Annotated in this window: 16 protein-coding genes and 1 tRNA gene; 12 read left to right on the forward strand and 5 right to left on the reverse strand. The window is 65.6% G+C overall.

Going from position 1 to position 19,954, the window contains the following annotated elements; all coding sequences use genetic code 11:
* Nucleotides 1-9: 9 nt before the first annotated feature.
* A tRNA-Tyr gene (locus tag AB5Y89_RS00890) sits at nt 10-94 on the forward strand.
* A gap of 204 nt (nt 95-298) precedes the next feature.
* Here AB5Y89_RS00890 and AB5Y89_RS00895 read toward each other — a convergent pair.
* Both AB5Y89_RS00895 and AB5Y89_RS00900 read right to left on the reverse strand, forming a co-directional pair.
* Nucleotides 299-4,072, reverse strand: a complete 3,774-nt coding sequence (locus AB5Y89_RS00895) for a translocation/assembly module TamB domain-containing protein (protein ID WP_324023420.1) — start codon at nt 4,070-4,072, stop codon at nt 299-301.
* Nucleotides 4,073-4,148: 76 nt separating this feature from the next.
* Nucleotides 4,149-5,924, reverse strand: a complete 1,776-nt coding sequence (locus AB5Y89_RS00900) for an autotransporter assembly complex family protein (RefSeq protein ID WP_042017328.1) — start codon at nt 5,922-5,924, stop codon at nt 4,149-4,151.
* Between the two features lie 536 nt (nt 5,925-6,460).
* On the opposite strand from AB5Y89_RS00900, the gene AB5Y89_RS00905 reads away from it, so the two are divergent.
* From AB5Y89_RS00905 to mltB, 10 genes are all read left to right on the forward strand, one after another.
* Entirely contained in the window at nt 6,461-6,856 is a 396-nt protein-coding gene (locus AB5Y89_RS00905) for a hypothetical protein (RefSeq protein WP_119196804.1), read from the forward strand.
* Nucleotides 6,857-6,915: 59 nt separating this feature from the next.
* Entirely contained in the window at nt 6,916-7,194 is a 279-nt protein-coding gene (locus tag AB5Y89_RS00910; protein WP_010674120.1) for a peptidylprolyl isomerase, read from the forward strand.
* Between the two features lie 127 nt (nt 7,195-7,321).
* Nucleotides 7,322-8,032 (forward strand): DUF1499 domain-containing protein, encoded by a 711-nt coding sequence (locus AB5Y89_RS00915; protein ID WP_368222669.1) that lies wholly within the window; start codon nt 7,322-7,324, stop codon nt 8,030-8,032.
* Complete coding sequence (locus AB5Y89_RS00920; RefSeq protein ID WP_039039829.1) at nt 8,022-8,597, forward strand: carboxymuconolactone decarboxylase family protein; 576 nt, start codon at nt 8,022-8,024, stop codon at nt 8,595-8,597. Before AB5Y89_RS00915 ends, AB5Y89_RS00920 begins: the two co-directional genes overlap by 11 nt.
* Nucleotides 8,594-10,750: an FAD-dependent oxidoreductase gene (locus tag AB5Y89_RS00925; protein WP_368222670.1), complete on the forward strand. Its 2,157-nt coding sequence runs from the start codon at nt 8,594-8,596 to the stop codon at nt 10,748-10,750. The genes AB5Y89_RS00920 and AB5Y89_RS00925 overlap by 4 nt, the downstream gene beginning before the upstream one ends.
* Nucleotides 10,751-10,769: 19 nt before the next feature.
* The gene (locus AB5Y89_RS00930) at nt 10,770-11,939 is read left to right on the forward strand and encodes an ABC transporter substrate-binding protein (protein ID WP_368222671.1); all 1,170 of its coding nucleotides are present in this window, start codon (nt 10,770-10,772) and stop codon (nt 11,937-11,939) included.
* Between the two features lie 48 nt (nt 11,940-11,987).
* Nucleotides 11,988-13,598 carry an ABC transporter permease gene (locus tag AB5Y89_RS00935; RefSeq protein ID WP_368222672.1) on the forward strand — a complete coding sequence of 537 codons (1,611 nt, stop codon included), beginning with the start codon at nt 11,988-11,990 and terminating at the stop codon, nt 13,596-13,598.
* Nucleotides 13,599-13,602: 4 nt separating this feature from the next.
* Complete coding sequence (locus AB5Y89_RS00940) at nt 13,603-14,265, forward strand: ATP-binding cassette domain-containing protein (protein ID WP_368222673.1); 663 nt, start codon at nt 13,603-13,605, stop codon at nt 14,263-14,265.
* Nucleotides 14,258-14,860 carry a CDP-alcohol phosphatidyltransferase family protein gene (locus AB5Y89_RS00945; protein ID WP_368222674.1) on the forward strand — a complete coding sequence of 201 codons (603 nt, stop codon included), beginning with the start codon at nt 14,258-14,260 and terminating at the stop codon, nt 14,858-14,860. The genes AB5Y89_RS00940 and AB5Y89_RS00945 overlap by 8 nt, the downstream gene beginning before the upstream one ends.
* A gap of 94 nt (nt 14,861-14,954) precedes the next feature.
* Complete coding sequence (mltB, locus tag AB5Y89_RS00950) at nt 14,955-16,052, forward strand: lytic murein transglycosylase B (protein WP_368222675.1); 1,098 nt, start codon at nt 14,955-14,957, stop codon at nt 16,050-16,052.
* A 45-nt stretch (nt 16,053-16,097) separates the two neighbouring features.
* On the opposite strand, the gene AB5Y89_RS00955 is transcribed toward mltB, so the two are convergent.
* A complete protein-coding gene (locus AB5Y89_RS00955; protein WP_010674111.1) occupies nt 16,098-16,580 on the reverse strand; it encodes a MarR family winged helix-turn-helix transcriptional regulator in 483 nt (160 codons plus the stop codon).
* Between the two features lie 94 nt (nt 16,581-16,674).
* On the opposite strand from AB5Y89_RS00955, the gene AB5Y89_RS00960 reads away from it, so the two are divergent.
* Nucleotides 16,675-17,556 carry a DMT family transporter gene (locus tag AB5Y89_RS00960; RefSeq protein WP_103243436.1) on the forward strand — a complete coding sequence of 294 codons (882 nt, stop codon included), beginning with the start codon at nt 16,675-16,677 and terminating at the stop codon, nt 17,554-17,556.
* Nucleotides 17,557-17,629: 73 nt separating this feature from the next.
* Here AB5Y89_RS00960 and pgm read toward each other — a convergent pair whose 3' ends face one another.
* Both pgm and seqA read right to left on the reverse strand, forming a co-directional pair.
* The gene (pgm, locus tag AB5Y89_RS00965; RefSeq protein WP_103261100.1) at nt 17,630-19,279 is read right to left on the reverse strand and encodes a phosphoglucomutase (alpha-D-glucose-1,6-bisphosphate-dependent); all 1,650 of its coding nucleotides are present in this window, start codon (nt 19,277-19,279) and stop codon (nt 17,630-17,632) included.
* 53 nt (nt 19,280-19,332) lie between these two features.
* Nucleotides 19,333-19,842 carry a replication initiation negative regulator SeqA gene (gene seqA, locus AB5Y89_RS00970; RefSeq protein ID WP_010674108.1) on the reverse strand — a complete coding sequence of 170 codons (510 nt, stop codon included), beginning with the start codon at nt 19,840-19,842 and terminating at the stop codon, nt 19,333-19,335.
* Between the last annotated feature and the right edge of the window lie 112 nt (nt 19,843-19,954).

A 19,954-nucleotide genomic window follows, 5' to 3' on the forward strand; every position in this document is an offset into this window, starting at 1 on the left:
ATGCCCCGTGGAGGGGTTCCCGAGCGGCCAAAGGGATCAGACTGTAAATCTGACGGCTCTGCCTTCGAAGGTTCGAATCCTTCTCCCTCCACCATATTTCAGAGAACCCGGCCTCGTGCCGGGTTTTCGCTTTTCTGCCTTCCACAAATCCCCTTCTTCTACAAAAAAACGGGAGGCCAGGCCTCCCGTCAATATATGCACGCTCTCACCCCGAACCTGCTGGCGACAGCTGTCATCAGCAGGTCGGGCAGGGGGGAATAAGCGTCCCCCCAGGCATCTGTCTTGTCATCCGCGCCCCTTACAGGGTGAAGCGATAGAAGATATCCACCGCCTGGGCCACCCCGCTCATGGCCTGCAGATAGAGCCTTGGCATCAGCTCGTAGCGCAGCTTGAATTCGGCGATGGGGCTGAACACCCCGACCCCGTACTGGAACTGCAAGCCGGGCAGCAGGTAGGCCGACAGGGTCACCTGGGTGTCATCGCCACTGCCTGCTGTATCGAGGGCCACGTCGCTCATGCCGAGGGACTCCCCGATGCTGGAGACCACGCCGCTCGCCTGGCTCACGGCCCCCGCCACCAGCAGGCCGTTGAAGCCGCCATCCTCGCCGCTGGTCTGCAATCCCTTGCCCCGCAACAGATAGGAGAGCTGTTCGGACTGCGCCATCTGCGGTTCGGAATAGACAGTGATCTTCGGCTTGGCGGCCGGCCCCGTCACCCGCACCCCGACGGTCACGTTGTCCTCGATGGTGTCCGGATCCCGATAGGTCTCGATGTTGAGATAGGGCTGATCGATGGGGCCGGAGAAGAGGATCCGCCCCTCCTTGATGATGAGGTTCTGGCCATAGGCCTTGAAGCGCCCGTCCCTGAGCTCCAGTTGCCCGTTGCCCGAGAGCGGCTTGGAGGGATCCTGGCGAATGTTGAGGGCCCCTCCCACCTTGGTCTTGAGTCCCATGGCTTCAAGGCGGACGTCGTCCCCGAGCCGGATGGCGAGCCTGATCTCCATGGGCAGCGGTGCCGCCTTGGGGACCGGCGGCAGATCGTCGTAGATGACGGTGACGTCATCGGAGACCGCTACCGCGCTGTCTGGCAGGCTCTTGACCAGGATGCGCGACCAGGGGATGTCCACCTGACCGGTCACCCTGGTCTCCTCCCCGAGAGAGATGGCGATGTCAGGTGTCACCCTGACCCGGCCCATGCCCGGGTACTGGGCTTCCAGCTCCTTGCCCTGAATGGTGAGGCTGCCGGTCACCGGCTGCTGGGCCCAGCTCAGCCAGCCCCCCAGCACCAGGGGGCCCTTGCCCACCATCATGGAGCCGTCGAGTTCGGCCCGGTTGCCTTCTATCTTGAGGCGGGTCACCAGCTTGGAGAGGGTCACCATGTCGGAGTGGGTCTGAACCTCCCCCTCCTTCAGGTTCAGCTCGCCATACAGCAGGGGGGCAGCCAGGGTACCGTCGAAGCGGGCATCCGCCGAGATGACCCCTTGCAGGGAGCGCACTTCGGGAATGAGCGGCGCAAAGGTCGCAAGCTTCAGATCGTCAAACCTGAGTTGACCGCCGAGGTTGCCGCGGCCGGCGGGATCCCGGATCAGCAGATCGGTGTCGATGTTGCCGATCTGCTCGGAGGCGAAATCGACCCGGATGGCGGCCTGCTGGCGCTCGAAGTCGATCCCGAGCTCGAGGCGCTGGTAGTCGGTCTTGAGTTCGTCGGCGACGAAGGTCCCAGGCGTGGTGCGCACGGTGGCGTGCAGGGTCGGCTGGTTGCCGCGCCAGCTGGCGCGCCCGTCGGCCGACAGCACTGCCTGCCAGCGGAAATTGTCCGGCAACCAGGGGCGCAGCCGCTTGAGATCAAATTCGTTCAGGGCAAATTCCAGATTGCCCTGGGACTGGGCTATCCGGCTCCCCTTGACGCAGAGACTGGCCTTCTGGGACGCGAGGCAGAGATCCCCCATGATCAGCTGCTGTTTCGGCAGATCCAGGTCCAGAGACCAGGGGGCGGTCAGCGCCCAGCGCTTGAGGGGGGTCTTGAGCTTCAGCTCGGCAAGGGCGCCACGCCAGCGGTCACCGCGCAGGCTGCCATTCAGGCTGAGGTCTGCCGCCAGCGGATCCCCCTTCATGGTCAAGGTGAGCCCGTGGCGCTCGAGATCGCCGCTCAGGTTCAGGGCGATTTGCGAGAGTTTGGTCTCCCCCTGCGCCAGGCTCGCCACCGTCACCGCCACCTCACCGGCGGGCTTCTCCCCGACCAGGGCGTTGGCCCTGATGACGGTCTCCTTGAGGACGGTGCCCGCGTAGGCGAGTCGGCCCGACACCAGATCGGCATTCACGCGCGGCGCCTGCTGGTTGCCGGTGACGCGCACCTGGCCCTTGATGTCCCCTCCCAGACCCGGGTAGATACCCCCAAGCTTGGGCGCATCCAGATCCGCATCCAGCTTCCAGGCCTGGGTCGTGAGCGAGCCTTTGGCCTGCAGCCGGTTGGGGCCGCTTTGCAGCGCCAGGGCCGGGATGGTCCACTCCATCTTGTCGTTGCCGCTGAGCCTGCCCTGCAAGGCCAGGGGATACTGGTTGAGCTTGCCATCCACCTTGAGCTCGGGCAGGGCCAGCTGCCAGTGGCCCGCCTCATCCAGATCGAAGCGGCTGGTGATCTTGCCCGCCAATGCCCCCTTGATCTCGGGCACCAGCTCCGCCGGGTTGATCCCCTTGAATTCGGTCGTCCCCTGCCACTGGACCCCCTTGCTCCAGGCCAGCTTGCCGTCGAGCTTGAGCTCCCCCTTGAGGGCCCCCAGCAGCAGCTCGATACGGCTCAGCTGGTTGAGATCCCCCTTGCCCGAGAGCGCCACCTTGAAGGGGGGCACATCGGTCCCCTTGCCGGCGGTGTTGAGCGCAAACTGATAACCGGAGAGCTTGCCCTTGGCGCTCAGGGTGCCCTTGTCCAACCGATAGCTGGGCTCATCCTTGGCAGGCTTGTGCAGGGGCCAGGAGAGGCTCTTCCAGTCCAGCGCCAGATCGAAGGGCAGATCCGGGTCGAGGGCCGCAAGGGATCCTTTGAGATTGGCGCCCACCGGCCCCTTGGCCTTGAGTGCCAGCCCAAGCTTGCCCACAGAACCGTCCAGGACGAGATTGACCTGCTCCCCCTTGAGCTCCCCGTCAAGCAGCCCTTGACGCGCCTTGGCATCCAGAGTCAGGGTGAGGGGGTAATCCTCGTGCAGGCGCACCTGACCACTCAAGGCCAGATCCGCCATGGCATGGCGCAAGGAGAGCTCCCGGATGTCGATGCGCTCCTCCTCGGCGGTGGCCGACAGCAACAGGTTGTCAAGCCCCTCCACCAGCTCACCTTGCTGATAACGGAACGCTGTGGCTTTCAGCCCCTCCAGCTGGATGGGGAAAGGCAGTCGCACCGCCGGCAGCACCATGGGCTCGGGCTTGCTTGCGGCCTGCGTCTTGTCACCGGGGACAGCCTTGCGCTCGCCGGCCGCCAGGGTGGCGCTTTTCTCATCCGCCGGTTTGGCGCCCTTGTCACTGGCCGCCTCCACCGGGGACGGTGCCACCACCACGTTCAGGCCATCGAGCACGGGGCCGCGCACGATGAGCCCGGCGCGATCCAGGGCGGCGCCAATGTCCAGATCCTTGAGGGTGATCGTCACGCCGGGCACCGCCACATCGAGATCGGCAACCTTGAGGCTGTCGACCTGGATTTTGAGCGGCAACGGATGCCAGACGAAGGGCTCCGACGGCTCTTCCGGCACCGGCTCGGACTCCGCCACCCGGACCACGGGGCGAGTCACCGCCAGAGTCTTGATCCAGAGCTTGCCCTGCAGGAGCTTGCCCAGATCCCAGTCCAGCACGGCCCGCTCCACGGTGACATCCACCAGCTCGTCCTGCCAGCCAACCCCTTCGAAGGTCCAGCCATACCCGAGTTGCCCCGCCACCAGCTCCCCCTTGAGGGAGGGCAGCGCGGCTCTGGCCTGTTGCCACAGCCACTTGTTGCCCTGATGAGTGAAGCCCAGCAGGCTGACGCCGATGAGCAGCAGGAAGAAGAGGCCCATGAGCCACAAGAAAATGCGTTTTACCCAGATCACGATGCAGACCCCTGCAAGGAAAGCAGCCGCAGCGGCCAGAAAAGAGAAAGAAGAGGATATGCGCCTGGTTGCCGGGTCATAGTTCCGGCCCCAGTGCGAAGTGCAGCCGCAGCGGCTTGTCCTCCTCGGAGATGCCCACCGCCAGATCGAGCCTGACCTGACCGATGGGGGTGACCCAGCGCACCCCGACCCCGGTGCCTATCTTCCAGGCCTCGCTGTAGTCGACGGTGGCGGTCCCGGCGTCCACGAACAGGGCGCCGAGCCACTTCTCGCTGAAGCGGTAGTTGTACTCCAGGCTGCCAACGCTGGCGTAGCGTCCGCCGGTCAGCTTGCCATCGTCCCCCCGTGGCGAAATGGTCTCGTAACCGTAGCCCCGGACCGTCTGATCGCCGCCGGTGAAGAAGCGCAGGGAGGGGGGGACCAGGGAGAAATCATCCCCGACGATGGCCCCCTGCTCGGCCCGCATCAGGAAACGGTGATCTTCGCCCAGGGTGCGCAGCCACTTGCTGCGCCCCCACACCCGCATGAAGCTGATGTCGGACCCCCAGTAGGGGCTCGAGAACTCCATCGTCAGTTGCTGGCGATCCCCCCAATCCGGCACCAGACCGCCGCGCACCCGCAGCCGTGACCAGGAGACGCCGGGGATCAGCAGCAGGCTGTTCCCCTCGTCCTGACCCTGGACGTAGCGCTCGTTCTCCAGGCGCACAAAGACGTCTCTGTCCCAGCTCTCCGGTCGGCGTGTCCAGCGGTGCACCCCGAAGGTGGCCAGATCGGAGCGGGTGTCGTTGTTGTCGGTGTATTGATAGCCCGCCTGCAGGGAGTAGTAATCCCGCAGCGGGTTGCCCACCGGGATCTGGTAGTCGAAGCTGAGCTCCGCTTCTGGCGCCGAGATCTTGGCGGTGCTGGAGAGGCGGTGACCATAGCGGTTCACCCAGGGTTTCTCCCAGGTGGCACTCAGGCGCGGCCCCACGTCCGTGGCATAACCGATACCGGTCTCAATCTCGTGATCGACCCGGTTGGAGAGGGTCACCTGCACCGGCACCCGGTTGCCCTCGGCCTGGCTGATCAGGGGTTTGATGTCCACCTGCTTGAACAGCTTGGTGGAGGAGACATCCTGGGACATCTCCGCCAGACGGATCGCCAGATAGGGGTCGCCGCTCTTGATGTTGATGAGCGGGCGGATCAGGTGCAGTGCCTCCGGCGTCGCGTCATAGCGGATCTCGCCGAAATGGTAACGCGGGCCAGAGCGAAACAGGATGTAGATCTCCGCCTTGCCCTGTTCCGGGAAAACCTTGACCTGGCTCTTGCTGATCTTGGCGTCAAAATAGCCGCGGGCCAGCCCCAGACTGCCGAGATCCGCCTTGATGGATTCATATTTGCCGTGGTTGAGGGGATCTCCCTCCTTCAGGGGCAGCTTGTCCAGCAGCTCGCTGTACACCTCGTCGCTCCCCGCATCCCCTTCCAGCAGGATGTCGAGGCGCGAGATGATCACGGGTTCCCCCCGCTCAATCTCGATCACCACCTTGGCGGGCGTCTTCTTGTCGCGGTTCAGGGTGATCTTGGGCTGGTAGTAGCCATAGACCTGCAGCGCCTTCTGTACGCTCTCGGTGATCTTGGCGCGGGCGGGGCGGTACTGGCGTTCCTGATAGACGGGCAGGGCGTTGAGGTAGGCCTCGACGTTGTCTTTCTGCTCTCCCCTGACCCCCTTGATCTGGTAGGTCAACTTGGCCGCCATGGCGGGCATCGCCATCAGCCAGAGAGCGAGGGCGAGCAGCAAGAGACCGGGCCCGGGGCGACGGGATCGCCCGGATGAAGTGCTCCCGGTGAGAAAAGTAGGATAGCATCCTGTCAAACGTCATTTTCCCCGAATAACATGATTTAAAGATTGTGTTATTTAGTACGATACCGAGACTCATCCCGGGCGAGTGCCGCTCATCCTAGCATAATCGCGACGGCGAAATCCCACGCTCGGGGCCCCTTTGCGTGCCGCTCTGCCGCCCCCGGTGCGGGGATCGCTTCGGCCCAGCAAGGAGCCAGCCGGGTGTGAGGAGCCAAACTGCGCACAATCCGGGCAAGGGGCGAACAAAACGCCACCACCGACCCCGCCACGCCGGATCTCCCCTGGCGGCCTTGGGCTGGCAGCAGGGTCCGGCTCGTCGCGACAACCCTTGTCGGACACCCCGCATCCGGCGGGTTTCGTCAACCCGTCCCCCTCGACTTGCTCCGTGCCCTCTTCCCCACCCTGCCTGCTATTGAACAGGAAAATAAGTTTAAATCAATCACTTGAATAGATGGCACTAAAGCTTCGTTCAATTCAATCGATTTATCCCGCTGCCCCTGCGCTCCTGCCTGTCCCACACTGATCCCAATCATCGCAGGAGAGACCCCATGCACCTACGTAGCGAACAACTGGCTGACTACATCGCCGACCGACTCGAGTTCATCACCTTCCTGGCCTGCTGCAGCGCCCTGCTGGCCTTGCTGACCGGCATGAACGGCCAGCAGGCCCTCGCCTTCACCGCGCTCAATCTGCCCTTTGGCCTGGCCCTGCTGCTGGGCATGGCCCTGCTCGCCCCCCTGCCTGCCCACTGGCGCCTGCCCGGCATAGTCCTGCTGCTGGTGAGCGCAGCCCTGGCCACCCTGCAGATGGGAGGCAACTGGCTCAACCCCCTGGCCATCTGGAGCCTCTATGCCCTGCTGGGGCTGGAGATCCTCTGGCAATCCCGGGCCAGGGTCCCCCTGGCCGCCGGCCCCCGGAGCCGGGTCTCGCGCCCGAGGGGCTGACGCGGAGGCGCAATTGCAGTAATCTTGCGCCCCCTTTCCCCTCGCCGAGGAGCATTCCGATGAAAAAAGCCTGTGCCCAGCACATCCTGGTCAAGACCGAGAAACAGTGTCTGGAGATCAAGGAGAAGCTCGCCAAGGGCGCCGATTTCAGCCAGATGGCCAAGCGTTTCTCCACCTGCCCTTCCGGCAAGCGTGGCGGCGATCTGGGAGAGTTCTCCAAGGGGGACATGGTCAAGTCCTTCGACGATGCCGTGTTCAAGGGGGAGTTGCTGACCGTGCTGGGGCCGGTACGCACCAAGTTCGGCTTCCACCTCATCAAGGTGCTCTATCGCAGCTGATCCAGGGCGACGAGGCCATCGGTTCTCTGAGCCGCACGCCTGGGATTGATGATCATTTACTAACGTTATCAGGCAATTAAGTTTATCCTTCTGGGCATAGTTCCATCCTGACCCGTGGATCCCTCATATGCACAGCTCTTTGTGGTGGCCGCTGCTGACCTGGCTATTGCCCCTTTGCGGGGCCCTTGGCAGCCGCGCCCATCTCTGGCCCTGGTGGCTCGGCTTCATCCTCTGTCTCGCCAGCGCCCTCCTCAGCCTCGTGCTGCTGCTGCGCCTGCCCTGGCGCTATCGCCGCACCACCAACCTCTGGCCGGATATCTGGGGCATTGCTCCCCTGCTGCTGCCCCTGCTGTTTCTCGTCCAGTCGCTGCGCTCCCCCCTCACCAACGACGTCAGCACGGATCCCTACCATCCGCCACGGCTCCAGTGGGCCGAGCAGCTCAGAAGCCCGGAGGATCTCCCGGTCTCCCCCCCGCCCCTGCAACTATTTCCAGGCAACCCCGGTCCTCTCTATACCCGGGCATCCCCGGTCGAAGTGCTCGCGGAAGCCGAGGAACTGATGACGGAGCTGGGCTGGCAGGTTCGCCCGGGCAGCGAGGGTATCGATGCCGTCGTCACCACCGGCTGGTTCGGGTTTCAGGATGACGTGGCCCTGCGGGTCTTTGCCGGGCCCAAAGAGACCCGTATCGACATGCGCTCCGCCTCGCGCCAGGGGCGCAGCGATCTGGGGGTCAACCGGGCACGGATCATCGATTTCCTGAATCGGTTGAACGAGCGCCTGGGCGGGGCCTACAAGCCCAAGATGGAGAAGCTCAAAGAGGAACAAGATGCGCATTGAGGTCAAACCGGACCGGGCCTACGCCTGGTTCATCCGCCCCTTCTTCTGGCTGCAGAAACGCAACTACGGTCAGGTGCTGATCCCGGGCAAGTGCTGGGGGCGCTCCCCCAGGCTGTTCGCCGCGGTCGCCACCCTCTACGGCGTCATCAACCGCAAGCGCTCCCCCATCGACCCCGTGCTGCGCTCCCTGGTGACGGTGCGGGTCTCCCAGCTCAACTGGTGTCGTTTCTGTGTCGACATCAACGCCATGACCCTCGTCAAGCGGGCAGGCTCCAGCGACAAGGTGGAGGCGCTGGCCCGGTGGCGCGACAGCCCCTTGTTCGACGAGCGGGAACGGGCCGTGCTGGACTATGCCGAGGCCATGACCGGGCTGGATGGCGTGAGCGACGAGCAGGCCGCCCGCCTCAAGCCCTGGTTTGATGACGACGCCCTGGTGGAGCTCACCGGCCTCATCGCCTTCCAGAACATGTCCGCCAAGTTCAATGCCGCTCTCGACATCGCTCCCCAGGGGTTCTGCCAGTTGCCGGTGCAACCCGAGCGCCCCCTCGACAAGGGGCAGGGATGAACCGGGCACGCCTGCTGCTGTTGCTGGCGATGGGGGCCCTGGTCGGCACCTTCTTTGCCCTCGACCTTGACCACTATCTGAGCCTCACCCAGTTGCAGGCTCATCAGGAGCGCCTGGCCCTTTGGGTCGACCGCCATGTTGTCGCAGCCAGCCTGCTGTTTCTGGTGATCTATGTGCTCACCACCGCCCTCTCCCTGCCGGGGGCTGCCCTGCTCACCCTGGCGGGCAGCGCCGTCTTCGGCATTCTGTGGGGGCTCTTGCTGGTCTCCTTTGCCAGCTCCCTCGGCGCCACCCTGGCCTTTCTCAGCGCCCGCTTCCTGCTGCGGGACTGGGTCGAGACACGCTTTGGCGACAAGCTGGCGAGCGTTCAGGCCGGCATGCAAAAGGAGGGGGCCTTCTATCTGCTGAGCCTGCGCCTCATCCCCCTCTTCCCCTTCTTTCTGGTCAACCTGGTGATGGGGCTCACCCCCATCAGAGTCAGCACCTACTACTGGGTCAGCCAGCTCGGCATGCTGCCGGGCACCCTCGTCTACGTGCTGGCGGGGAGCGAGCTGGCTACCCTCACCAGCACAGGCAACCTCTTCTCCCCCGGCCTGCTGGCCGCCCTGACCCTGCTCGGCCTGATGCCCTGGCTGATGCGTGCCTTGCAGCGCCGTCTCGCCCTCTACCGATTGCACGCCCCCTACCGCAAGCCGGCGCGCTTTGACTACAACCTGCTGGTGATAGGCGCCGGCGCCGGAGGTCTGGTCACCAGCTACATCGCCGCCGCGGTGAAAGCCAGAGTGGCCCTCATCGAGCAGCACAGGATGGGGGGGGATTGCCTCCATACCGGCTGCGTCCCCTCCAAGGCGCTGATCCGAAGCGCCCGCTTCGCCTTTGAACAGCGCAAGGCCGGGGAGCTTGGTTTTACCCCGAGCCAGAGCCGCGCCGACTTCGCCGCCGTGATGGCGCGGGTCGCCCGGGTCATCGAGGAGGTCGAACCCCACGACTCGGTGGCGCGCTATGAAGGACTTGGGGTGGAGTGCATCCAGGGGCGGGCGCGAGTCACCTCCCCCTGGGAGGTGGAGGTCAACGGCAAGCGCCTGACCAGCCGTCATATCGTGATCGCCACCGGCGCCCGCCCCCGGGTGCCCGCACTGCCGGGGCTGGACAGGGTTCCCTACCTCACCTCCGACACACTCTGGCAGCGACTGCGTGAGCCCCCCCGCCATCTGCTAGTGCTGGGAGGGGGCCCCATCGGCTGCGAGCTGGCCCAGAGCCTGGCCCTGCTCGGTATCCCCGTCACCCTGGTGGAGCAAGGCCCTCAGCTGCTGCCCCGGGAAGATAGGGACGTCGCCGGGGCCCTGGCCGCGCAGCTGGAGCACGACGGCGTCACCCTGCACCTCGGCTGGCAGGCTACCTCGGCCGGGTATATGGACGGTAAAGGCACCAACCTGCCCATCCGGCTGCACCTGCGCCGGGGGGACGAGACGCTGGTGGTTGAGGGGGACCAGCTGCTGCTGGCCCTTGGCCGGGAGGCCAACGTGAGCGGTTTCGGGCTGGAGGCGCTGGGGGTTGAACTGGCCCCCGGCGGCACCCTGGCCATCGACGGCTTCCTCGCCACCAACTACCCCAGCATCCTGGCGGTGGGGGACGTTGCCGGCCCCTACCAGTTCACCCATTTTGCCGCCCATCAGGCCTGGTATGCCGCCATCAACGCCCTCTTTGGCCAGTTCAGGCGCTTTCGGGCAGACTACAGGGTCATGCCGGCGGCCACCTATACCAGTCCGGAGATAGCCAGGGTCGGCCTCAACCAGAAAGAGGCTCGGGCCCGAGGCATCCCCTTCGAGTCGACCCGCTTCGAGATGGCCGAGCTGGACAGATCCATCGCCGACGGCGAGTCAGGGGGCTTTGTCGAGGTGCTGACGGTGCCGGGCCGTGACAGGATACTCGGGGCCACCATAGTGGGTGCTCACGCCGGCGAGCGGATCGCCGAGTTTGCCCTCGCCATGCGCCACCGCCTGGGACTTGGCAAGATCCTCGCCACCGTTCACCCCTACCCCACCCTGTTGGAGGGGAACAAGTACGTGGCTGGCGCCTGGCGCCGTGCCCGCCAGCCCGGGCGCCTGCTGGCGCTGCTGGCCCGTTATCACCGCTGGCGCCGCGGCGCCTGACTCTGACGAGGCAACCATCATGTTCAAGACCCGACTTCGCGCCCTGCTCCGTCCCCTGATGGCCGCTGTCCCCCTGCTGCTGACCTCCCCGCTCCACGCCAATGACGCGTCGTGGCAGCAGACCCTGCTGGCCGCCAGGGGGCAGACAGTCTACTTCAACGCCTGGGGGGGCAGCCCCGAGATCAACGCCTACCTGGTGTGGGCCAGGCAGGAGATCGCTCGCCAGTACCAGGTCGAGCTGGTGCAGGTGAAGGTGGATGACATCGCCCAGAGCGTGAGCCAGTTGCTGGCCGGCAAGCAGGCTGGCAAGACGTCGAACGGCCCCATCGACCTGCTCTGGGTCAACGGCGAGAACTTCAAGGCGCTCAAGGAGCAGGGGCTGCTGGGGGCCCCCTTTACCGACGAGCTGCCCAACATGGCCCTGGTGGACACCGCCCTGCCGGTGAGTGAAGACTTCACCGTGCCGGTCGAGGGGCTCGAGGCCCCCTGGGGCATAGGCCAGCTCAATCTGATGGTGGATGGCGACCAGGTAGACGTTCCTCCCACCTCGGCGGCCGCCCTGCTGGCCTGGGCCAAGGCTCACCCCGGCCGCTTCACCTACCCCAAGCCTCCCCAGTTTCACGGCTCGAGCTTTCTCAAGCAGATCCTGCTGGAGCTGACACCGGATCCGGCGCCCCTCTACCGGGAGGCGACCGATGCCGACTTCCTCCGCGTCACCGCCCCTCTCTGGGCCTGGCTCGACCAGCTTCACCCCGCGCTCTGGCGAAAGGGCAGGCTCTTCCCCACCGGCGGCGCCGAGACCAGGCAGTTGCTCGATGACGGCGAGCTGGCCATGGCCATCAGCTTCAACCCGGGGGAAGCCCAGAGTTCGGTGCAAAACGGCACCCTGCCCCCCACCGTCCAGGCCATCGCCATGGAAAAAGGGGCGCTCACCAACAGCCATTTCCTCGCCATCCCCTTCAATGCCTCCGCCCGGGCCGGGGCCAAGGTGGTGGTCAACTTCCTGCTGAGCCCCGCCGCCCAGGCGCGCAAGAGCGACCCCGCCTTCTGGGGGGATCCCAGCGTGCTGCGCCAGAAGGCGCTGCCAGGCCAGACCCGTCCGGCATTGCGCTTCAAGGGGGTGGCAGAGCCCCACCCCAGCTGGCAAACCCGGCTGGAAGCGGCCTGGGCCGAGCGCTACGGCCACTGATCCATCATGCAGGCGCGCGCCCCTCTTCTCCTCCTGCTGCCCTTTTTGATGCTGGGAGCCCTGCTGCTGGGGATCCCGCTCGCCGGGGGCCTGCTGTTGCTGGTCATCGAGGGACTCACCCCCGCCAATCTATCCCTCTTGCTCCCCCAGCCCGGACTCTGGCACTCCGCAGGGTTGAGCCTCTGGGTGGCGGGGGCCTCCACCCTGGGGGCCCTGGCCGTCACCGCCCTGCTGCTCGCCCAGGGGGACGGGCGTCCCTGGATGCGCTGGCTGCGCCGCCTGCTCTCCCCCCTGCTGGCGCTTCCCCACGTCGCCTTTGCCATCGGCATCGCCTTTCTGATCGCTCCCTCCGGCTGGCTGCTGCGCCTCGTCGCCCCCCTGCTTGACCTCACCCATCTGCCCCCGGACTGGCAAACCCTCAAGGATCCCTGGGGCCTTGGCCTCATCGTGATGCTCATCCTCAAGGAGACCCCCTTCCTGCTGCTGATGGCGCTGGCGGCACTGGATCCCGCCAAGGTGGCGCGCCAGCAGTGGCTGGGGGCCAGCCTCGGCTTCAGTGCCCCCCGGATCTGGTGGCGCCTGCTGCTGCCCGCCCTCTGGCCCGCCCTGCGACTGCCCCTCTACGCGGTGGCCGCCTATGGTCTGGCGGTGGTGGATCTCGCCCTGCTGCTGGGGCCGGATGCCCCGCCGCCCCTGGCGGTGCGACTCTGGCTCTGGTATCAGGATGCCGACCCCGCCTGGCGCGGCGCCAGTGCCAGCGGCGCCCTCTTGCTGCTCGCCCTCAACCTGCTGCTGCTTGGCGCCCTCAGGCTGCTGGAGCGGACCCACCTCACCCTCGGCAAGGCACGCTGGCTGGATGGGCGACGCGCCCCCGCCTCGTCCTGGCCCGCACTCATTGCCCGCATCGGCGTGTGGGGGCTGCTCCTGACCAATCTGCTGGTGCTCGCCGCCCTGCTGTTCTGGTCCCTGACCCGGCGCTGGTCCTTTCCCGCCCTCTGGCCGAGTGAATGGAGCAGCCACCACTGGCTGGCTCTGCTACCGAGCCTGGGCCCGCTGCTGTGGCAGAGTCTGTGGCTGGCCCTGCTCTGCGCCGCGCTCTCCCTGCTGCTGGCGGTGCTCTGTCTCGAGGCGTTGCCTGCGCGCCGCGCCGCACGCACCCTCTGGCTTGTCTGCCTCCCTCTGCTGCTGCCCCAGGCCAGCCTGCTGTTTGGATTGCGCCTTCAGACCGACGGGCTGGGATTCACTGGCATAGGCCCTGGCTGGGTACTCTGGAGCCAGTTGATCTTCGTCTTTCCATACGTCTATCTCTGCCTGCACGGCCCCTATCGCCAGTTCGACGAGCGCCTCACCCGGGTGGCCCTCACGCTCGGGGCCAGCCCCTGGGGGGCCTGGTGGCGAGTCAAGGGTCCCCTGCTCGCCCGTCCCCTGTTGTTCGCCTTCGGTGTCGGGGCGGCGGTGAGCCTGGCCCAATACCTGCCGACCCTGCTGTTCGGGGGCGGGCGGGTCGTCACCATCACCACCGAGGCGGTGGCCATCGGTAGCGGCCTCAACCGGCGGCTGGCGGGGCTCTACGGCCTGCTGCAACTGCTGCTGCCCCTTTTCATCTATGCCCTGGCGCTCTGGCTGCCGCGGCGCATCAACCCCGTCCTGAGGCCCTGACCCGATGCTGCACACCTCCACACTCACCCTCTTCCTCGACGGTGCCCCCCTGCTGACGCTCCCCCCCCTCAGGGTGGTCCCGGGCGAGGTGCTCACCCTGATGGGACCGAGCGGCTGTGGCAAGAGTTCCCTGCTGGCGGCCCTGGCGGGAGTGCTGCCACCCGGGGGGCCCATCCGGCTGACCGGGGACATCCTGCTCGGCGCACGTCGCCTCACCCTGCTCCCCCCCCAGGAGAGGGGCATCGGCATCCTGTTTCAGGATGACCTGCTGTTTGCCCACCTGACGGTGGCCGAAAATCTGATGTTCGGCATGCCGGCGCATCTCAAGGGGATGGCGGCAAGGCAGACCCGGGCCCGCGAGGCGCTGGCCGAGGTCGGGCTGGAGGCTCAGATGGACAAGCTGCCCGGGGCGCTCTCAGGTGGCCAGAAAGCCCGCGTCAGCCTGCTGCGTGCCCTGCTGGCCGAGCCCAGGGCATTGCTGCTGGACGAGCCCTTCTCCCGCCTCGACAAGCCGCTGCGGGCGGCATTCAGAACCCTGGTGTTCGAGCGCCTGCGCACGCAGGCCATCCCCGCCCTGCTGGTGACCCACGACGAAGAGGATGCGCCGGGCACCATCTTGCAGTTGATCCCCCCAGTCATCCCAGAAGAGGAGCACCACCTTGTTTGATCGCCACCTGATCCCGGTTATCCGCCGCCCCCTCGCCGCGCTCGCCCGCCCCCTGTGCCGGGCCGGGGTGAGCGCCAACCAGGTGAGCCTCGCCGGCTTTCTCATCGGCATGCTGGCGCTGCCGCTGCTGGCCTTTGGCTGCTATCAGTGGGCGTTGGCGGCGATTCTGCTCAACCGGCTGCTGGACGGGCTGGATGGCGCCGTGGCGCGGGAAACGGGCATCACCGACTGCGGCGGGTTTCTCGACATCACGCTGGATTTCATCTTCTACGCCGCCGTGGTGCTGGGCTTTGCCCTCGCCGACCCGGCCAACGCCCTGGCCGCCGCCACCCTGCTGTTCGCCTTCATGGGCACGGGATCGAGCTTTCTGGCCTTTGCCATCATGGCGGGCAAACGGGGCATCGAGAGCCCCGTCTACCACCACAAATCCCTCTACTATCTGGGCGGGCTCACCGAGGGGAGCGAAACCATCGCCCTCTTCGTGCTCATGTGCCTCTGGCCCGCCACCTTCGTGCCACTGGCCTTCGGTTTCGCCCTGCTCTGTGCCATCACGACCCTGACCCGGATCTGGAGCGGCTACCACACCTTGCGCTGACGGGATCCCGGGGGGCGCGCCGGCACGGAGCACTTGCGCCTGCACGCCAATGTTTTACCATGACGGCACTCTTTTTCAGGCTCACGAGAACCCTATGCGTCGCCTTGTCTGTGTCCTCTCCCTGTTTCCCCTGATCTACGGCTGCAGCAGCACGCCGGCGCCCAAGCCCGTGGTCAAACCCCAACCCAACAGCGCCTTCATCAACCAGACGCCGCCGAGCAAACCCTTCTACGGACAGGTGAGCCAGCCCGGGGTCAGCAAGGGGGACTTCGCCAATCGTTCCAACGTGGACAACTTCGTGCAGCGGATGGTGCAAAAGCACGGTTTCGACAGCGCCGAGCTGCACCGGGTACTGGCCCAGGCCGAGCGTTATGACTGGATCATCAAGCTGATGGACGCCCAGGCCCCCACCACCAGACCGCCCACCGGCCCGACCGGCGCCTGGAACCGCTACCGCGCCAAGTTCATCACCCCGGACAACGTACAGAACGGCGTCAACTTCTGGCGCGAATACGAGAGTGAACTCAACCGGGCGCAGCAGATCTACGGGGTGCCACCCGAGATCATCGTCGGCATCATCGGGGTGGAGACCCGCTGGGGTCGGGTGATGGGCAAGACCCGCATTCTCGACGCCCTGGCGACCCTGGCATTTGACTACCCGCGCCGCGCCGACTTCTTCACCGGCGAGCTGGAAGCCTTCCTGGTGATGACCCGGGATGAAGGGATGGATCCCACCGAACCCAAGGGCTCCTATGCCGGGGCCATGGGCTACGGCCAGTTCATGCCGTCGAGTTTTCGCAACTACGCGGTGGACTTCAACGGCAACGGCCACACCAACCTGTGGGATCCGGTGGATGCCATCGGCAGCGTGGCCAACTACTTCAAGGCCCACGGCTGGGAGAAAGGGCAGCCGGTGGCAGTACGCGGCCAGGGACAGCTGCCGGGCTATGAGCACGGCTTCCAGACCCGCTACCCGGTGGCCACCCTGCGCGGAGCCGGGCTGGCTCCCACCGGCTCCCTTGGCTATCACAAGGAGGCGAGCCTGCTGCGTCTGGATGTCGGCACCGGTTACCAGTACTGGTACGGCTTGCCGAACTTCTACGCCATCACCCGCTACAACCACAGCACCCACTACGCCATGGCGGTATGGCAGCTTGGCCTTGCCGTCAGGGATGCCAGAGGCGGCTACTGAGTCAGCCTCAATGCCAACGAAAACGGGCCCGCAGGCCCGTTTTTTTTATTCGTTTTCCAGCAGCCAGCGCTTGAGCAGGGCGGCCAGCTGCTCCTGTTCGACCAGGCTCAATGGGGCCAGCAGGCGGCGCTCGTTCGCCACGTGCTGCTCCACCGCATGGTCAACCAGCTCCCGCCCCGGCTCCGTCAGGCAGACCAGCAGGCTGCGCCTGTCATCGGGGGAGGCTTCACGTCTTATCAGGCCACGCTGCTCCAGCTTGTCGAGCCGGGCTGTCATGGCACCTGAACTCAGCATGGCGGACTGGTAGAGCGCGGTCGGAGTCAGCGGCTCACCGGCCCGACGCAGGGTCGCCAGGATATCGAAGTCAGACCCCAGCAGACCGCACTCCTTGAGGGTCTCGCTCACTTCGCGCCCGGCGATCGCCGCCATGCGCGCCACCCGCCCCAGCACCCCCATGGGGGAGCAGTCGAGGTCCGGGCGCTGCCGGGCCCACTGGGCCAGCAGCTGATCTACATGATCACTCTCCATTCGGGCTCCATTATCTTTACATGAAGATACTTGATAATAAACCAACTCGCGGCTAATGTATCTTTACTTAAAGATACTTTTTTACGAGATAACCATGCCGCTGCTGATCGCCCTGCTCGCCCCCCTGCTCTGGGGCAGCACCTATGCCGTCGTCAGTCTCTACCTGACCGACTACTCCCCCTACTGGGTGGCCGTGTGGCGCGCCCTCCCCGCCGGGGTGCTGCTGCTGTTGCTCCATCCCCGCAGACCGCCTCTCGTCTGGAGCAGGCAGTTCCTGCTGGCGTTTTGCAACATCACCGCCTTCTTCGCCCTGCTGTTCGTGGCGGCGTTCCGCCTGCCCGGCGCCGTGGCGGGTACGTTGGGAGCGACGCTGCCCCTCATCCTGATGGGGCTGGCCTGGCTGCAAGACGGTGTCAGACCGACGCTCAAGTGGCTGTTGCTGGGGGTGATGGGGCTCGTCGGGGTGCTCTTGTTGCTCAATCCCTCTGCCAATCTGGATCCCGTCGGCGTGGCGTGCGCCCTGCTCGCCACCCTGCTCATCGGCCAGTCGAGCCGCTGGATGCAACGCTGGCCGGTGGACGATCTGCTGGCTCTGACCGCCTGGCAGCTGCTGCTGGGCGGCCTGATGCTGATCCCGCTGGCCTGGTGGCTGGCCGGCCCCATGCCCCTGCCCAAGGCTGACGCCACTCCCGGGCTTATCTGGCTGGTGATCCTCAACACGGCCCTGGCCTACTGGGCCTGGCTCTGGGGACTCAAACGCCATGGCCCGGAGGTGATGGGGATGCTGGCCCTCACCAATCCCATGGTGGCGGTCTCCTGCGGTGTGCTGATGGTGGGAGAAACCCTGGATGGCCGTCAGTGGCTCGGCATCGGCATCATCCTGCTCTCTCTCTTCCTGATGAAGCTGCCGGCCCGCTCCTTCCTCAAGCGCTGGCAGAACCGCAAGGCCGCCACCGGCAGCGTCGACAACGGCTGATCCGCAGTCAACCCGACACAAAAAAAGAGGAGCCACCAGGGCTCCTCTTTCACATGGGTTGTTGCCGTAAGGGTCAAACGCCTGCCTTGGCCAGGGCGGCGGAGACGATCTGCTGGGCTTCCTGCTGGATGAGGTCCAGGTGCGCCTCCCCCTTGAAGCTCTCCATGTAGATCTTGTAGATGGACTCGGTGCCGGAGGGGCGCGCCGCGAACCAGCCGTTCTCGGTCACCACTTTCAGGCCGCCGATGGCGGCATCGTTGCCAGGCGCCTTGGTCAGCTTGGCGAGGATGGGCTCACCGGCCAGGGTGGAGGCTTCCACCAGGGCCGGATCCAGCTTGGAGAGCACCGCCTTCTGGGCGCTGTTGGCCGGAGCATCGATGCGGCGGTAGCTGGAGCGGCCGAATCTGGCTTCGAGCGCATCGTAGTGGGCCTGGGGATCCTTGCCGGTCACCGCCAGGATCTCGGCCGCCAGCAGCGCCAGGATGAAGCCATCCTTGTCGGTGGTCCAGACGGTACCGTCCTTGCGCAGGAAGGAGGCACCCGCGCTCTCCTCGCCGCCAAAGCCGAACTCGCCGCTGTAGAGACCGTCCACGAACCACTTGAAGCCGACCGGCACCTCTTTGAGGGTGCGACCAATCTCGCCGGCCACCCGGTCGATCATGGAAGAGGAGACCAGCGTCTTGCCGACGGCCGCCCCCTTGGGCCAGCCGGTTCTGTGGGTGAACAGATACTGGATGGCCACCGCCAGATAGTGGTTCGGATTCATCAGGCCCGCCTTGGTGACGATGCCGTGACGGTCGTAGTCAGGGTCATTGCCAAGGGCGATGTCGAACTTGTCTTTCAGAGCAATCAGGCTCGCCATGGCGAACGGGCTGGAACAGTCCATCCGGATCTTGCCGTCTTTGTCTAGGGTCATGAAGGAGAAGGTCGGGTCGACCTTGTAGTTCACCACCTCGATGTCCAGACCGTAGCGCCTGGCGATGACGTCCCAGTAGGCGACGCCGGAGCCACCCAGCGGATCCACGCCGATCTTGATGCCAGCCTGCTTGATGGCGGCCAGATCCAGCACGTTTTCGAGATCATCCACATAAGGGGTGACATAGTCGTGTTCCACCACGAACGGGCTCTTGAGGGCCTCGGCAAACGGCATCCGCTTCACGCCGGCCAGGCCCGCTTCCAGGATCGCGTTGGCGCGGTCTTCCACCCACTTGGTGATCTCGCCTTCGGCAGGACCGCCGTGGGGCGGGTTGTATTTGAAGCCACCATCTTCCGGCGGGTTGTGGGACGGGGTGATCACCACGCCGTCCGCCTGCGCCACGGGTTTGCCTGCGTTGTGGCGCAGGATGGCATGGGAGATGACCGGGGTCGGCGTGAAGCCGAGGCCGGCCTGAATGCGGGTCTCGACACCGTTGGCCGCCAGCACTTCCACCGCGCTGGCAAAGGCGGATTCAGACAGGGCATGGGTATCCATGCCGACGAACAGCGGCCCCGTGATACCGGCCTGCTGGCGGTACTCCACCAGCGCCTGGGTCACCGCCAGAATGTGGGATTCGGTAAAGGCGCCGTGCAGGGCGCTGCCGCGGTGACCGGAGGTGCCGAAGGCGACCCGCTGCTCAGGGCGGCTCATGTCCGGCTTGTTGAGGTAGTAGGCGCTGACCAGACGGGGAATGTTGGTCAGATCGCAAAGACGAGCCGGCTGACCGGCGTGGGAATGCTGTGCCATGGCGTTTTCCTTGAGCTGAGCCTTGCCCGGCAAGGCCTGAAGTCATTGATGGGTTAAACGGCGCCGCACACCCGAGCCGTCAGATCCTCGTCATAACCCATGCTGTTCATGAGCTGGGCAACCATGTTCTGCTTGCGGCTGGTATTGGTATTGGTGATCACCCAGAACGGGGTCTCCGGTACCGGCTTGGGCTTGGTGGTGCTGCCACTGGCACGCAGCGCTTCCGGGTCACGGGAGAAATAGACGCGCTTGCGCCCTTTTATCTCGGTCGCCTGGGTGAAGCCTTCCGGGTTGTCCCGATAGAGGGTGCTCAATACCAGCATGAAGCGGTTGATGGACTTCTCTTCTTTCTGCAGCTCGCCGGAATCCAGCAACGCCTCCAGCCCCATGGCATCAGCCACGGGTTGCGGTTGCATCGCAGGCGCGGCCGCCACGGTTGCCGTGCCGGCCTGGGCGGGTTGCTCCAGCAGGCGACGCAGAATATCGGACGCACTCTCGCCGATGTGCCGGGTCTGGCTCGCGATAAAGAAGTAGAGATCGTCATCAAGCTCGATGGTTTTCATAGGGATGCGCTGGACTCGTCGAAATTCGGATGCGGCGATTATACATAGGCAGACCCGGCAGCCCAAGCAAGGGGCGGACAGATGTGCATGAATCTCCTTGAGAATACGGCAT

This window comes from Aeromonas sp. s4 (genome assembly GCF_040907855.1).
GTDB lineage: Bacteria > Pseudomonadota > Gammaproteobacteria > Enterobacterales > Aeromonadaceae > Aeromonas > Aeromonas caviae.